Below are 13,479 nucleotides of genomic sequence, written 5' to 3' on the forward strand. Positions count from 1 at the left end.
ACGATAGGGAAAACCCTTGGAAACCATCCTGGCCTTCGACTTCGGCTTGAAACGCATCGGCGTGGCAGTGGGCAATACCGGTCTGAAGCAGGCCCAGCCGCTGGCGGTGATCGGCGAGCCCACCAACGACGGCAAGTTCGCCGCCATCGCACGCCTGATCGCAGAGTGGCAGCCATCGCGCTGCGTGGTCGGCCTGCCCTTGCACCCGGACGGCGCGGAGCACGAGATGAGCGTGCGCTGCCGGCGCTTCGCCAACCAGCTGCACGGTCGCTACGGGGTCGAGGTCACGCTGGTGGATGAACGCTACAGTTCGGCGGTGATCCAGCACCAGCGCGGCGAGCAGATCGACGACCAGGCCGCCGCCATCATTTTGCAGCAATACTTTGACGACGCACATTCATGAGCACAACATCTTCCCAGCTTGATGCAGAAGCGCTGTACCAGACCCTGGTGCAGCAGATCAGGACCGGCCTGCAGGGCGCGACCGACGTGGCGCTGGTGGGCATCCATTCCGGTGGCGCCTGGCTGGCCGAGCGGCTGGCAGCCGAACTGGGCCTGACCGAACGCCTGGGCTTTGTCGACGTGTCCTTCTATCGCGACGACTTTTCCGAAAAGGGCCTGCGCGCGGACGTCAAGCCCAGCCAGATTCCCTTCGACGTCGAAGGCGCCACCATCCTGCTGGTGGACGACGTGCTCTACACCGGGCGCACCACGCGCGCGGCCATCAACGAACTGTTCGACTACGGCCGCCCGGCGCGCGTGCTGCTGGCCGCGCTGGCCGATCGCGGCGGGCGTGAGCTGCCGGTGGCTGCCGATTTCGTGGCGACCTCGGTTGAACTGACCAAACAAGAAAACCTGCAATTGCAACGCGCCGACGACGGCCGCTTCTCACTCACGGTGGTCCATGCTTAATCCACAACTCAATAAAAACGGCGAACTGCAGCACCTGCTGACCATCGAGGGCCTGCCGCGCTCGATTCTCACGCACATCCTCGACACCGCCTCTTCGTTCGTCAGCATCGGCGACCGCGAAGTCAAGAAGGTGCCGCTCATGCGTGGCAAGAGCGTGTTCAATCTCTTCTTCGAGAACTCCACACGTACCCGTACCACCTTCGAGATCGCTTCCAAGCGCCTGTCGGCGGACGTGATCAACCTCAACATCCAGGCCTCCAGCACCAGCAAGGGCGAGTCGCTGCTGGACACCATCGACAACCTGGCGGCCATGCATGCCGACATGTTCGTGGTGCGCCACGCCCAATCGGGCGCGCCCTTCCTGATCGCCAAGCACCTGATCGACACCAGGCAGTCGCATGTGCACGTGGTCAACGCCGGCGACGGCCGTCACGCGCACCCGACCCAGGGGCTGCTGGACATGTACACCATCCGCCACTACAAGAAGGATTTCACCAACCTGCGCGTGGCCATCGTGGGCGACATCCTGCACAGCCGAGTGGCGCGTTCCGACATCCATGCGCTGACCACCCTGGGCGTGCCTGAAGTGCGGGCCATCGGCCCACGTACGCTCTTGCCCAGTGGCCTGGAGCAGATGGGCGTGCGCGTCTTCCACAACATGGAAGAGGGCTTGAAGGACGTCGACGTGATCATCATGCTGCGCCTGCAGAACGAGCGCATGAGCGGTGCGCTGCTGCCCTCGGCGCAGGAGTTCTTCAAGAGCTACGGCCTGACCCCGGAACGCCTGGCCCTGGCCAAGCCGGACGCCATCGTGATGCACCCCGGTCCGATGAACCGCGGCGTGGAAATCGACTCGGCCGTGGCTGACGGCGCCCAGGCAGTGATCCTGCCGCAGGTGACCTTCGGCATCGCGGTGCGCATGGCGGTCATGAGTATCGTGGCTGGTAATTGAATTGAGTAAGGTGTCCTGAATCTGCCCTTCGATACGCCGCTACGCGGCTACTCAGGGCGAACGGAGTCAATGTTTGACCGTCCCGGCTCCACCTAAGCCCGTTCGGGCTGAGTAGGGCCGCAGGGCCGTATCGAAGCCAGCGCACGGTGTGCGTGACCAGTAGCTGAGGCGGACATGGCGTTTTATGTTTATCTTTTACGCTGTTCGGATGGCAGCTATTACGTCGGCCATACGGACAATATCGAGACGCGGATGGCACAGCATCAATCTGCTGCCATGAAGTGCTACACGTCGACTCGATTGCCGGTCGAGCTGTTGAAGTCGGAAAGCTTTGGAACAAGAGAAGAAGCACTGGCAGCTGAGCAGCAACTGAAGGGCTGGACGCGCAGGAAGAAGGAAGCCTGGCTCGCAGGAAATTTTGAAGAATTAAGACGACTCGCTAAAAAGACATTCAACTGATGAAACTGCATATCAAGAACGGCCGTCTGATCGACCCGGCCAACGGCATCGATGCCCAGCAGGATGTGTACGTAGCCGCCGGCAAGATCGTCGGTGTCGGCCAGGCTCCGGCCGACTTCGTGGCCAACAAGACCATCGACGCCACCGGACTGGTGGTGACCCCCGGCCTGGTGGACCTGTCGGCGCGCCTGCGCGAGCCTGGCTATGAATACAAGGCCACGCTCGAATCCGAGATGCAGGCCGCCATCCAGGGCGGTGTGACCAGCCTGATCTGCCCACCGGATACCGATCCCGTGCTGGACGAGCCGGGTCTTGTGGAAATGCTGAAGCACCGCGCCCGTTCGCTGAACCAGGCGCACGTCTATCCGCTGGGGGCGCTGACCGCCGGCCTGAAGGGCAAGGCCCTGACCGAGATGGCCGAGCTGACCGAGGCGGGGTGTATCGGCTTTTCGCAGGCCGAGGAACCGATTACCGATACCACCGTGTTGCTGTCGGCGCTGCAATATGCCAAGACCTTCAACTACACCGTCTGGCTGCGCCCACAAGACCCGCACCTGGGCCGCTCGGGCATTGCCCACAGCGGGCCGGCGGCGTCGCGCCTGGGCCTGTCGGGCGTGCCTGTGATGTCCGAGACCATCGCCCTGTACACGCTGTTCGAACTCATGCGTGCGACGGGCGCGCGGGTTCACCTGTGTCGCATGTCCTCGGCCGCCGGTCTTGAACTGGTGCGCCAGGCCAAGAGCGAAGGCCTGCCGGTGACCTGCGACGTGGGCGTGCACCACATCCATCTGTGTGACCTGGATATCGGCTTCTTCGATTCCAATGCCCGCATGACCCCGCCGCTGCGCTCGCAACGCGACCGCGAAGCGATCCGCACCGCGCTGCTCGATGGCACCATCGACGCCGTCTGCTCCGACCATACCCCCGTGGATGACGACGAGAAGCTGCTGCCCTTCGGCGAAGCCTCGCCGGGCGCAACCGGTCTGGAACTGTTGCTGTCGCTGTCCCTGAAGTGGGCGCTGGAGACCGAAGGCGAGGGCAAGGAAGTGTTGTCCAAGGCGATCTCCAAGGTGACCCATCGCGCCGCCAAGGTGGCGGGCCTGAAGGCGGGCAACCTGGCCGTTGGCAACGTGGCCGACCTCTGCCTGTTCGATCCCAACACCATGTGGAAGGTACACGGCAGCGCGCTGGCCAGCCAGGGCAAGCACACGCCTTTCCTGGGCTATGAGCTGCCTGGCGTGGTCAAGGCCACCATCGTCTCGGGGCATATTGCCTTCGAGCGCTGATCCGATCTGCATCGTTTCTACAGCCGACCAAGAGCCGACCGAGCCATGTTCGTTTTCCGTTTGCTGCGCCTGATCGCGCATCTGTTCAAGGGCATGGCAGTGTGCGCCTTCCTGTTCCCGTTGACCGGCAAGAAGGGCCAGGAGGCGCATATCCGGCGCTGGTCGCGCAAGCTGCTGCGCATCTGCGGCATCAGCGTCGAAATCGACAGCCCCTTGCCGCTGCAGCGTTCGCTGCTGGTGTCCAACCACGTGAGCTGGCTGGATATCTTCGTGGTCAATTCGCTGCAGCCCTGCCGCTTCGTGGCCAAGTCCGAGATCCGTGGCTGGCCGCTGATCGGCTGGTTGTGTGCCAAGACGGGCACCATCTTCATTTCGCGTGGCAAGGCCAGCGATGTGCGTCGCATCTTCAAGGGACTGGTGGAAAGTATCGAGAAGGATGAGCACGTGGCCTTCTTCCCGGAAGGCACCACGGCGGCCCAGGGTACGCTGCTACCCTTCCACGCCAACCTGTTCGAAGCCGCCATCGATGCCCGGGCGCCGGTGCAGCCGTATGCGCTGCGCTACGTGGATGCGGCCGGCAATTTGCATGGGGCGGCCGATTTCATTGGCGACATGTCCATTGCCGAGAGCATCCTGACCATCCTCAAGGCCCGGGGCATACGTGCGCAGTTGAAGCAATTGCCCATCATCAGCACCGAAGGCGCCCACCGGCGCGACCTGGCGCGTAGCGCGCGCGAGGTGATCGCGACCGGCCTGGGGTATTCGCTGGAATCGCTCAGCCCGGCTGGCGCGCCTGCGGACACTGCACCTGGAACAGCGCCCGATCCTCAAGTCGCACCGCACTGAGCTTGCCACCCCAGACGCAGCCAGTATCGAGCGCAATCAGATTGGGGCGCATCACCAGTCCCAGCGTCGACCAGTGGCCGAAGACCACGCTTACCTCTACCGTACGACGGCCCGGCACCTCGAACCAGGGCATCAGCCCTTCCGGTGCGGCGGCCGCACCTTCCTTCACCGCAAAATCCATCGTCCCGTCCGCCTGGCAGAAGCGTAGCCGGGTGAAGGCGTTGATGACGCAGCGCAGCCGGTCGTAGCCGGCCAGGTCGTCGCTCCAGCGCGCAGGCTGGTTACCGTACATGTGGCGCAGGAAATCGATCCATTGCTCGCTTTGCAGCATGGCCTCGACTTCGGCAGCCAGCGACAGCGCCTGTTTCAGGTCCCATTGCGGCAGGACACCGGCGTGTACGATCAGGTGACCCTGCTCGTGGATGGCCAGCGGACGATGGCGCAGCCAGTCGATCAGTTCGTCGCGGTCAGGCGCTGCCAGGATCTCGTCCAAGGTGTCATCCCGATGGGCCGGGCGGATGCCGCAGGCCACTGCCAGCAGGTGCAGATCGTGGTTGCCCAGCACGGCCTGGGCGCGGTTGCCCATCTGCATCACGGTGCGCAGGGTTTGCAGGGAGTGGGGGCCGCGGTTGATGAGGTCGCCGGCGAAGAGGATACGGTCGGACGCAAACGGCGGGAGAGTTGCCAGCAAATCCTGCAGGGAGGCATGGCAGCCCTGCAGGTCTCCGATAATGTAATTTCTCATGGGCAATGTCTGATGAGCTTGGGGCCAGGTGAAGGATCGGTGATGCCATGCATAAACACCCCGTGCGAACTGATCCAATGCGGGTGCGCTCGGGTAAAATACCTGGTTTCCATTCTTTACGCATGGTAACCAGCGGTGGCGACCCATGCCAGGACAGCAATGATTTTAGTGACTGGCGGTGCAGGATTCATCGGATCCAATTTTGTCGTTGAGTGGGTCGGCCATACGGGCGAGCCTGTGGTCAACCTCGATTTGCTGACGTATGCTGGCAATCTCCAGAACCTGGATTCATTGCAAGGGAACGCGGCCCATATCTTCATTCAGGGTGATATCGGCGACCGTCAACTGGTCGCCGATCTGCTCAAGCAGCACCGCCCGCGTGCGGTCGTCAACTTTGCAGCAGAGAGCCACGTGGACCGCTCCATTCACGGCCCGGAGGCCTTCGTGCAGACCAATGTGCTGGGCACCTTCAACCTGCTGGAATCCGTGCGCGAGTACTGGAGCCAGCTTGATGAGGCGGAGCACCGGCAATTCCGTTTCCTGCACGTTTCCACCGATGAAGTCTACGGTTCGCTGGCTCTGCAGGCACCGGCCTTCACCGAGACCAACCGTTACGAGCCCAACAGTCCCTATTCGGCGACCAAGGCCGCCAGCGACCATCTGGTACGCGCCTATCATCATACCTACGGGCTACCGGTGCTCACGACCAATTGCTCCAACAACTACGGTCCGTATCACTTCCCTGAAAAGCTGATCCCGCTGATGATCGTCAATGCCTTGGACGGCAAGTCCCTACCGGTCTACGGCGATGGCCGCCAGATCCGCGATTGGCTCTACGTCAAGGATCACTGCAGCGCCATTCGCCGCGTGCTGGAAGCGGGCACACCGGGCGAGGTCTACAACGTCGGGGGCTGGAACGAAAAGGCCAACATCGATATCGTCAATACCGTCTGCGCCTTGCTGGACGAATTGCGTCCGCGTGAGGACGGACAGAGCTATGCTGGCCAGATCACTTATGTGACTGATCGTCCGGGCCATGACCGCCGCTATGCCATCGATGCCGGCAAGATCGAGCGCGAACTTGGCTGGAAGCCGGCCGAGACCTTCGAGACAGGCATTCGCAAGACCGTTCAATGGTATCTGTCCAACCAGGAGTGGGTGGCCAACGTCCGTTCCGGCAGCTACCGCGAATGGCTGGAAACCAATTACGCTGCACGCCAGGCATGAAGATCCTGCTCTTCGGCTGCAATGGACAGCTCGGTTGGGAACTGCAGCGCAGTCTGGCGCCGCTGGGCCAGCTCATCTCCTTGAGCGCCTGCAGCGAGCAGTACTGCGGGGACCTTGCTGACATGGCCGGAATCAGCCGCACCATCGCGGCACTGCGTCCGGATGTGGTGGTCAATGCGGCTGCGTATACGGCCGTGGACAAGGCGCAGTCCGAACCCGAGCGCGCGCACCTGGTCAACGCCGAGGCCCCGGGGGCCATGGCATTGGCCGCTGCGCAGTGCGGCGCTCTGCTGGTGCATTACTCCACCGATTACGTCTTTGACGGGAGCGGCGAACACGCGCGCAAGGAAGACGAGGCCACCGGCCCGCTCAACGTCTACGGCCGTACCAAGCTCGAAGGCGAGCAGGCCATCGTTGCCAGCGGCTGTGCGCATCTGATCTTCCGTACCAGCTGGGTCTATGCCGCACGCGGTGGCAATTTTGCCAAGACCATGCTGCGGCTCGGCGCCCAGCGCGACGAGCTCAATGTCATCGACGACCAGACTGGGGCCCCCACCGGCGCTGAACTGCTGGCCGATGCCAGCGCGCATGCCATCGTCCAGACCCTGGCCCACCCTGAGCGCCAGGGCCTTTATCATCTGGCCGCTTCGGGACAGACCACGTGGTTCGCCTATGCTCGCAAGGTGTTCGCCCTGGCGGGGCAACTGGGGGGCCTTTCCGGGCCGGCCCGGCTGGTCCCCATCCCCACCAGCGCCTACCCCACACAGGCTGCGCGGCCCCTCAATTCCCGCCTGGACTGCAGCAAGTTCCAAGCCGCTTTCGGACTGATCCTGCCGGACTGGCAGAACGGTGTCGAGCGCATGATGAAAGAACTCCATGAACACTAAATCCAACGTTTCCCGCAAGGGCATCATCCTGGCTGGCGGCTCGGGTACACGCCTGCATCCGGTGACCATGGCCGTCTCCAAGCAATTGCTGCCGGTCTACGACAAGCCGATGATCTACTACCCGCTCAGCACGCTGATGCTGGCCGGTATCCGTGACATCCTCATCATCACTACGCCGGAGGAGGCATTGCGCTTCCAGACGCTGCTGGGCGACGGCGCCGGCTGGGGAATGAACATCAGCTATGCGCAGCAACCCAGCCCGGATGGCTTGGCGCAAGCCTTCATCATTGGGCGCGACTTCATCGGCAATTCACCCTCGGCGCTGGTACTGGGTGACAATATCTTCTACGGACACGATCTGCAGTCCAAGTTGGACCAGGCGTGCAACCGTACCGATGGGGCGACCGTGTTTGCCTATCATGTTCATGATCCAGAGCGTTACGGCGTGGTCGCCTTCGACGCCGAAGGCCGTGCCACCAGCCTCGAAGAAAAGCCCGTCAAGCCCAAGAGCAGGTACGCTGTGACGGGCCTGTATTTCTATGACAACCAGGTCTGTGACATCGCAGCCGATATCAAGCCTTCGGCACGCGGCGAGCTTGAAATCACCGACGTCAACCGCTTCTATCTCGAACGTGGCGAGCTCAACGTGGAGATGATGGGACGCGGCTACGCGTGGCTGGATACCGGCACCCATGAGAGCCTGATCGAGGCCAGCAACTTCATCCAGACCATCGAGCATCGCCAGGGACTGAAAGTGGCATGCCCGGAAGAGATCGCCTATCGTATGGGCTACATCGACGCCCAGCAGTTGCAGAAGCTGGCGGCGCCGCTGGTCAAGAGCGGTTATGGACTCTATCTTCAACGGCTGTGCGATCAGGGGGATGCGTCGTGAACGCCATACGGACAGACCTGGAAGGGGTACTGATCATCGAGCCCAAGGTGTTTGGCGACGATCGCGGATTCTTCTTTGAGAGCTTCAATCAGCGGCGCTTCAATGAGTTGATCGGCCGCGAGGTGGAATTCGTCCAGGATAACCACAGCAAGTCGGCTTATGGCGTCGTGCGCGGCCTGCATTACCAGATCCGCCAGGCGCAAGGGAAGCTGGTGCGCGTTACCGCAGGATGCGTCCAGGATGTGGCCGTGGATCTTCGCAAGTCCTCTCCCACCTTCGGCAAGCATTTCTGCGCCGAACTGAGTGCCGAGAACAAACGCATGCTGTGGATCCCGGAAGGGTTTGCCCACGGCTTCCGCGTGATGTCGGAAACGGCAGAATTCCTGTACAAGACCACAGATTACTGGGCGCCCGAGCATGAGCGCAGCATTGCGTGGGATGATCCCGAGCTGGCCATTGACTGGGTGATTGCCAAGGATCAAGCCAAGCTTTCGCCGAAGGATCTGGCAGGCGTAGCCTTCGCCAGCGCCGACTATTTCGACTGAGCCGGGTTGCAGGCAAGGGGCGACCCGCGTGATCTGGTTGAGCGGGTATTTTTCCCGCTCCAGCTCCGTCTCAATGCTCCTCAGGTGCCGCGCTGTAGTTCCGTTTCCTGTTCCATGTAGACCCAGTCCACGATTTCGTCGCTGGGCGTGTACCCGGACACCAGGCGTTGCATGATCGTGCGGATTGCGTTGACGTCGTTGGCTGACAAGGCCGCCATCAGTTCCCGTAGTCTCTCCTGCAAGGCAGGCCAAGGCATGAAGTCCTCATGGGCTTTCATGATGCGAGGATGAGGCGTGGTTTCCGAATCCTCGCCGATCAACAATTCCTCATAGAGTTTCTCCCCATGCCGCAGGCCGGTGATCTGTATCTCGATGTCGCCATCGGGGTTGACTTCGTCGCGCACGGTCAGCCCTGACAATTCGATCATGCGGCGTGCCAGATCGATGATCTTAACTGGCTGTCCCATGTCCAGAAGGAAGACATCGCCGCCCTTGGCCATCGCACCCGCCTGGATGACCAGCTGAGCAGCCTCGGGAATGGTCATGAAGTAGCGTGTGATATCGGTATGGGTCAGCGTGATCGCTTCACCATTGCGGATCTGCTGCCTGAACTTGGGAACGACCGATCCGGACGAGCCCAGCACATTGCCGAAACGCACCATGGAAATCCGCGTGGCTGGCTGGGTCGAGGCAAGCGCCTGCAGGGCCATTTCCGCCAGCCGTTTGCTGGCACCCATGATGTTGGTCGGGCGAACGGCCTTGTCTGTACTAACCAGAACGAAATGCGCGACCTCATTTTCGATCGCGGCCCGGGCCGTGCGCAGCGTCCCCAGCAGATTGTTCTTGATGCCCTCCGCCGGATTGTGCTCGACCAGTGGAACGTGCTTGTAAGCTGCGGCGTGATAGACCGTATGGGGATGCCAGGTGGAGAGGATTTCGCCCAGCCGTTCTTCATCCTGCACGGAGGCCAGCAGCGGCACCAAGGCGATGTCCCGGCCATCCAGTTGTGCTTCCAGTTCCTGATGGATGGCGTAGAGCCCGTATTCGTTCTGTTCGATGAGCAGCAGCTTGACCGGAGAGACCGCCAGGATCTGCCGGCACAGCTCGCTGCCGATCGATCCTCCCGCGCCGGTCACCAGGACCACCTTGCCGGTGATGTTCTTGGCCAGCAAAAGATGGTTGGGCAGGACGGGCTCGCGGCCCAGCAGGTCGTCGATGTCGAGTTCTCGCAGGTCGGAGACGCTGATCCTTCCGCGCGCCAGGTCCATGACGCTGGGCAGCGTGCGCACCGAAACGTGCGCGCTGCGGATGTCGCTCAGAATCGCGTTGCGTCGCGTCCGGTTGATGTTGGGCATGGCCAGGAGGACGTCGTTGATCTTCAGCGTCTCCACCAGCCCCGCCAGGTCGGCCGGATTGTAGATGGGCAGGCCGTTGAGGACATGGCCGTGCAGCCGGTCATCGTCATCCAGGAAACCCGCCACCTGCATTTCGTGGCTGTTGGTCAGGGCGCCTGCCAGCTGGCGTCCGGCTTCGCCGGCACCATAGATCATGACCTTGGGACGGGCGGCATGCTTGAGGATGCGAAGATACTGATCACTCAACCAGACCCGCGCAAGCGCCCGTGATGCGCCCACCATGAACAGCAGCAGGATGGGCTGGATGATGCCCACCGTGCGCGGCACGCCATTGATGCCGATGATCGTAAAGATCGAGAAGTACAGCACGCCATAGACGCCGACCGCGCGGCCAACCGTTTGCAGCGCAGGCAGGCCGCTGTAGCGGAAGATCGCACGGTACAGGCCGGAGACGATGAAGATCGGCAAAGCAATGAGGCAGGCAGCCACCGCGGCCAGCAGCAGGCCTGTGCCCCATTCGGACTCTCGCGTGATACTGATGAATTCACCCAGCCGCAGGTAGAAGCTCAGCCATGCGGTGAACAGGCAAAGACTGAGGTCGATGGTCAGCGCGACGATGCGCTTGACGGGGCGGGGCAGGGCCAATGCCGGGCGGGCCAGCGCCGAGCAGGCACGGCGCCAGCTGCGACGAAGAAAGCGTGCTTGGTTCATGGCGCTTTGATCCTGTCCCCACGACCCGAGCCCGTTGCGGTCTGGACGATGAATTTGATGTAATGGGCCAAGTTCATCTCAGCGAGCATGCGCGCATCGATTTCTGCCAGCAGACGGGGTGTCGACATGTCGACACCCTTGACCTGCGCTAGACCAGTGATGCCGGGCCGGGCATCGAATACCCGCCGCTGTGCGCGTTCGGCAATCAGCTCGGTCTGGTTGAACAGGCAGGGGCGCGGCCCGACAAGACTCATTTCTCCTGTCAATACGTTCCACAACTGTGGCAGCTCATCGAGCTTGGTACGCCTGAGCATGCTGCCTATGCGGGTGACCGAGGCGGGGCTGGCCAGATGGGTCGCCATCGACTGGGTATCGGGCTTCATGGTCCGGAACTTGACTAGGACGAACGGCCGCTGGTGCCGCCCCACCCGGGTCTGGCGGAACAGCGGCGACCCGGTATCGAACAGGCCCAAGACGAACAGCAGTACCAGCAGGGGCGAAGTCAGCAACAAGCCGAGCAACGAGAAGAGAATGTCCAGCATGCGCAGCATCATTGCGATACTCCTGTGCTGTCGTTTGGTCCGATGGGCTCCACTTGACAGAAATTGACTTGCACGTCTTTTCCTTTTTTATGTATGACTCGATGGTGTGCAGTTGTCGTTTTGCATGACGGCGATGGCCGATCAACGCGTTCCAGGGGATGACAGGCCCGCATATAAAGCAAGAGTCTGTTCCTTAACCAGCGCGGATGCAAATTCGGTCTCGATCCGTTCACGGCCGCGCCTGCCCATGGTCACACGCAGCGCCGGTTCCTCCAGCAGTCTGCGCAAGGCCGCGGCCAGCGCTGGGGCGTCGGCGGCGGGGACCAGGAGTCCGTTGTCGCTGTCGCGTACCGCTTCGCGGCAGCCTTCGACATCGGTTGTCACGCAGGGCAGGGCGCATGCCATGGCTTCCAGCAACGCCTTGGGCAAGCCTTCCCGATACGAAGGTAGACAGGCGATACTGGCCTGGGCAAGAACGGCATGCATATCTTCCTGGAAACCCCAGAATTCGACAACGCCTTCCTGTTTCCATGTGTCCAGTGTCTGCAGGTCCACCGAGGAACGATTGCCGGGATCGCGCTCGCCGGCCACGATAAAACGTGCCACGACGCCTTGTTCACGCAGCAGGCGTGCGGCCTGCACGAATTCTCCGAGGCCTTTGTCCCATAGCAGGCGGGCGCTCATGACGACCATCGGCGGCAGACTTGGCACGCCGGGGCGATACTGGCGGGGATCAACACCGGCGCCACGGATCAGCACGGCATCGGCAGCATTGACCAGGCGGGTGGTCACGAAGCGCTTGAGGTCATCGCCGTTTTCGAACACAACCTTGCTACCCCCGGGGTTGAGCAGCAGCTTGAGCAGCATGTGCAACACCGGCCTCAATGCTTTGGCTTTCCAGCTTTGGGCAATGAGCACATACCCACCGCCGACGACGGCGTTGACGATGTGCTTCACACCGCCCAGGCGCGCCGCCAGGCTGCCAAGGAGGATGGGCTTGAGCGCGACATGGTGCACCAGGGCAGGCCTCTCGCGACGATAGATGCGTATCAACGCCAGCAGCGTCTTTGCAGCCTCCAGCGGATTGAGGCTGCGGCGGTCGATATCCAGTGCGATCAGGCGCAGACCTGCTGCTTCAATGCGTGGTCCATGCCGGTCGACATGGGTGAGTACGATGACCTCGAAGCCGGCTTCACGCGCGGCGATTGCGCGTTCCAGGAAATGAGAGCAGAAAAACCAGTCGACGGCAACGAAGAAGAGCAGCTTGGGCTTTGTTCCCTGGTGCATCAGCGCTCCCTTTCCTGCTTCTCCGGGCCTTGCCTGTAGGCAGCACCGCGCGGCAGGAAGCGCTTGCAGACGGCCTTCCCCAAGGCGATCATCAGGCCCTGCAATGTGTACCAGCCGGGCTTGGACAAGAATTCACGCAACCAATGTGCACTGACTTCGGCGTAGCCGGCACCACTGCTGATGGACTGGCTGTCATGGAGACGGTAGGACAGCAGCACGTCTGGGAGGTTGGCCATGCGTGCTCCGTGGCGGCTCGCTCGCAACCACAGATCGGTATCTTCGGAGTGAAAACCGCCCAGGTAGCCGCGCATCTCCAGCAGGAACTGCCGACGGATGGCTACAGCGGGGTGGCAGAAAACAGTCCGTCTTTTTAACGCAGCCACAATCTGCTCCCGGCTTTCCGGAAACTGCATCAATCCGACTTGGTGGCCATGGCCATCGATCAGGGATACCGCAGAGCCGAGGATGTCGAGCGGATCGTTTGCCAGGTGCGCACGTAAGGTGGCAATACGGGTCGGGGCGCAGACATCATCGGCGTCCATACGCACCAAGTACTGTCCGTGCGCCATGTCGGCAAGCACATTCAGGTTGAAAGCCAGCTGTCCGATGCTGGTCCGGATCAATCGGATACGCGGGTCGCCGCGGCCTACGGCTTGCAGTTGCTCCCAGAATTCGTCGCTGCAGGCATTGGCCGCGATCAGGAATTCGAAATCCCCATCGCTCTGTTCCAGTACGCTGTCGATGGCGTGTTGCAACCAGGGATTGGCGCGATGTACGCACAGGATGACCGAGAGGCTGGGCCCCTGCGGGCAGTGGGAGCTACCTCTGTTCAT

General features: G+C 62.0%; 15 protein-coding genes. 10 read left to right on the forward strand and 5 right to left on the reverse strand.

Features of this window, described 5'->3' with window-relative positions:
- Nucleotides 1-16 precede the first annotated feature (16 nt).
- The 6 genes from ruvX to HFRIS_RS12365 all read left to right on the forward strand — a co-directional run bounded on the left by ruvX (nt 17) and on the right by HFRIS_RS12365 (nt 4,455).
- On the forward strand, nt 17-403 hold the full coding sequence (ruvX, locus tag HFRIS_RS12340) for a Holliday junction resolvase RuvX (RefSeq protein ID WP_006463693.1): 387 nt from the start codon (nt 17-19) through the stop codon (nt 401-403).
- The gene (gene pyrR, locus HFRIS_RS12345) at nt 400-912 is read left to right on the forward strand and encodes a bifunctional pyr operon transcriptional regulator/uracil phosphoribosyltransferase PyrR (protein ID WP_006463694.1); all 513 of its coding nucleotides are present in this window, start codon (nt 400-402) and stop codon (nt 910-912) included. The genes ruvX and pyrR overlap by 4 nt, the downstream gene beginning before the upstream one ends.
- Nucleotides 905-1,864 (forward strand): aspartate carbamoyltransferase catalytic subunit, encoded by a 960-nt coding sequence (locus tag HFRIS_RS12350; protein WP_006463696.1) that lies wholly within the window; start codon nt 905-907, stop codon nt 1,862-1,864. Before pyrR ends, HFRIS_RS12350 begins: the two co-directional genes overlap by 8 nt.
- A 174-nt stretch (nt 1,865-2,038) precedes the next feature.
- Nucleotides 2,039-2,323 (forward strand): GIY-YIG nuclease family protein, encoded by a 285-nt coding sequence (locus HFRIS_RS12355; protein WP_006463698.1) that lies wholly within the window; start codon nt 2,039-2,041, stop codon nt 2,321-2,323.
- Complete coding sequence (locus tag HFRIS_RS12360; RefSeq protein ID WP_006463700.1) at nt 2,323-3,609, forward strand: dihydroorotase; 1,287 nt, start codon at nt 2,323-2,325, stop codon at nt 3,607-3,609. Before HFRIS_RS12355 ends, HFRIS_RS12360 begins: the two co-directional genes overlap by 1 nt.
- 45 nt (nt 3,610-3,654) lie before the next feature.
- Nucleotides 3,655-4,455, forward strand: a complete 801-nt coding sequence (locus tag HFRIS_RS12365; protein ID WP_006463701.1) for a lysophospholipid acyltransferase family protein — start codon at nt 3,655-3,657, stop codon at nt 4,453-4,455.
- Here HFRIS_RS12365 and HFRIS_RS12370 read toward each other — a convergent pair.
- Nucleotides 4,385-5,200: a symmetrical bis(5'-nucleosyl)-tetraphosphatase gene (locus tag HFRIS_RS12370; RefSeq protein WP_006463702.1), complete on the reverse strand. Its 816-nt coding sequence runs from the start codon at nt 5,198-5,200 to the stop codon at nt 4,385-4,387. The two genes, HFRIS_RS12365 and HFRIS_RS12370, sit on opposite strands and share 71 nt — an antisense overlap.
- A 159-nt stretch (nt 5,201-5,359) precedes the next feature.
- Here HFRIS_RS12370 and rfbB point away from each other — a divergent pair, with 159 nt between their 5' ends.
- Genes rfbB through rfbC form a run of 4 tightly spaced genes read left to right on the forward strand, consistent with a single transcriptional unit; the run spans nt 5,360 to nt 8,751 of the window.
- Nucleotides 5,360-6,427 carry a dTDP-glucose 4,6-dehydratase gene (gene rfbB / locus HFRIS_RS12375; protein ID WP_006463703.1) on the forward strand — a complete coding sequence of 356 codons (1,068 nt, stop codon included), beginning with the start codon at nt 5,360-5,362 and terminating at the stop codon, nt 6,425-6,427.
- Nucleotides 6,424-7,314 (forward strand): dTDP-4-dehydrorhamnose reductase, encoded by an 891-nt coding sequence (rfbD, locus tag HFRIS_RS12380; protein WP_006463704.1) that lies wholly within the window; start codon nt 6,424-6,426, stop codon nt 7,312-7,314. The genes rfbB and rfbD overlap by 4 nt, the downstream gene beginning before the upstream one ends.
- Nucleotides 7,304-8,206: a glucose-1-phosphate thymidylyltransferase RfbA gene (gene rfbA, locus HFRIS_RS12385; protein ID WP_006463705.1), complete on the forward strand. Its 903-nt coding sequence runs from the start codon at nt 7,304-7,306 to the stop codon at nt 8,204-8,206. Before rfbD ends, rfbA begins: the two co-directional genes overlap by 11 nt.
- On the forward strand, nt 8,203-8,751 hold the full coding sequence (gene rfbC / locus HFRIS_RS12390; protein WP_006463706.1) for a dTDP-4-dehydrorhamnose 3,5-epimerase: 549 nt from the start codon (nt 8,203-8,205) through the stop codon (nt 8,749-8,751). The genes rfbA and rfbC overlap by 4 nt, the downstream gene beginning before the upstream one ends.
- A gap of 80 nt (nt 8,752-8,831) precedes the next feature.
- Here the strand turns inward: rfbC and HFRIS_RS12395 are convergent, their stop codons facing one another.
- The 4 genes from HFRIS_RS12395 to HFRIS_RS12410 form a co-directional block, all read right to left on the reverse strand.
- Complete coding sequence (locus HFRIS_RS12395) at nt 8,832-10,817, reverse strand: polysaccharide biosynthesis protein (RefSeq protein ID WP_006463707.1); 1,986 nt, start codon at nt 10,815-10,817, stop codon at nt 8,832-8,834.
- The gene (locus tag HFRIS_RS12400; protein WP_233207654.1) at nt 10,814-11,371 is read right to left on the reverse strand and encodes a sugar transferase; all 558 of its coding nucleotides are present in this window, start codon (nt 11,369-11,371) and stop codon (nt 10,814-10,816) included. Before HFRIS_RS12400 ends, HFRIS_RS12395 begins: the two co-directional genes overlap by 4 nt.
- Nucleotides 11,372-11,500: 129 nt before the next feature.
- Nucleotides 11,501-12,646 carry a glycosyltransferase family 4 protein gene (locus HFRIS_RS12405; RefSeq protein ID WP_006463709.1) on the reverse strand — a complete coding sequence of 382 codons (1,146 nt, stop codon included), beginning with the start codon at nt 12,644-12,646 and terminating at the stop codon, nt 11,501-11,503.
- Nucleotides 12,646-13,479: a glycosyltransferase family 2 protein gene (locus HFRIS_RS12410; RefSeq protein WP_006463710.1), complete on the reverse strand. Its 834-nt coding sequence runs from the start codon at nt 13,477-13,479 to the stop codon at nt 12,646-12,648. The genes HFRIS_RS12405 and HFRIS_RS12410 overlap by 1 nt, the downstream gene beginning before the upstream one ends.

The sequence above is a fragment of the Herbaspirillum frisingense GSF30 genome (genome assembly GCF_000300975.2).
GTDB classification, from domain to species: Bacteria; Pseudomonadota; Gammaproteobacteria; order Burkholderiales; family Burkholderiaceae_D; genus Herbaspirillum; species Herbaspirillum frisingense.

What these genes read in the sequence shown, in the direction of transcription:
- HFRIS_RS12350 (WP_006463696.1), top strand. Translation starts at nt 905, where the DNA reads ATGCTTAATCCACAACTCAATAAAAACGGCGAACTGCAGCACCTGCTG.
- HFRIS_RS12400 (WP_233207654.1), bottom strand. Translation starts at nt 11,371, where the DNA reads ATGATGCTGCGCATGCTGGACATTCTCTTCTCGTTGCTCGGCTTGTTG.
- HFRIS_RS12410 (WP_006463710.1), bottom strand. Translation starts at nt 13,479, where the DNA reads ATGAACAGAGGTAGCTCCCACTGCCCGCAGGGGCCCAGCCTCTCGGTC.
- rfbD (WP_006463704.1), top strand. Translation starts at nt 6,424, where the DNA reads ATGAAGATCCTGCTCTTCGGCTGCAATGGACAGCTCGGTTGGGAACTG.
- HFRIS_RS12395 (WP_006463707.1), bottom strand. Translation starts at nt 10,817, where the DNA reads ATGAACCAAGCACGCTTTCTTCGTCGCAGCTGGCGCCGTGCCTGCTCG.
- HFRIS_RS12405 (WP_006463709.1), bottom strand. Translation starts at nt 12,646, where the DNA reads ATGCACCAGGGAACAAAGCCCAAGCTGCTCTTCTTCGTTGCCGTCGAC.
- HFRIS_RS12370 (WP_006463702.1), bottom strand. Translation starts at nt 5,200, where the DNA reads ATGAGAAATTACATTATCGGAGACCTGCAGGGCTGCCATGCCTCCCTG.
- HFRIS_RS12360 (WP_006463700.1), top strand. Translation starts at nt 2,323, where the DNA reads ATGAAACTGCATATCAAGAACGGCCGTCTGATCGACCCGGCCAACGGC.
- rfbA (WP_006463705.1), top strand. Translation starts at nt 7,304, where the DNA reads ATGAACACTAAATCCAACGTTTCCCGCAAGGGCATCATCCTGGCTGGC.
- pyrR (WP_006463694.1), top strand. Translation starts at nt 400, where the DNA reads ATGAGCACAACATCTTCCCAGCTTGATGCAGAAGCGCTGTACCAGACC.
- rfbB (WP_006463703.1), top strand. Translation starts at nt 5,360, where the DNA reads ATGATTTTAGTGACTGGCGGTGCAGGATTCATCGGATCCAATTTTGTC.
- HFRIS_RS12365 (WP_006463701.1), top strand. Translation starts at nt 3,655, where the DNA reads ATGTTCGTTTTCCGTTTGCTGCGCCTGATCGCGCATCTGTTCAAGGGC.
- HFRIS_RS12355 (WP_006463698.1), top strand. Translation starts at nt 2,039, where the DNA reads ATGGCGTTTTATGTTTATCTTTTACGCTGTTCGGATGGCAGCTATTAC.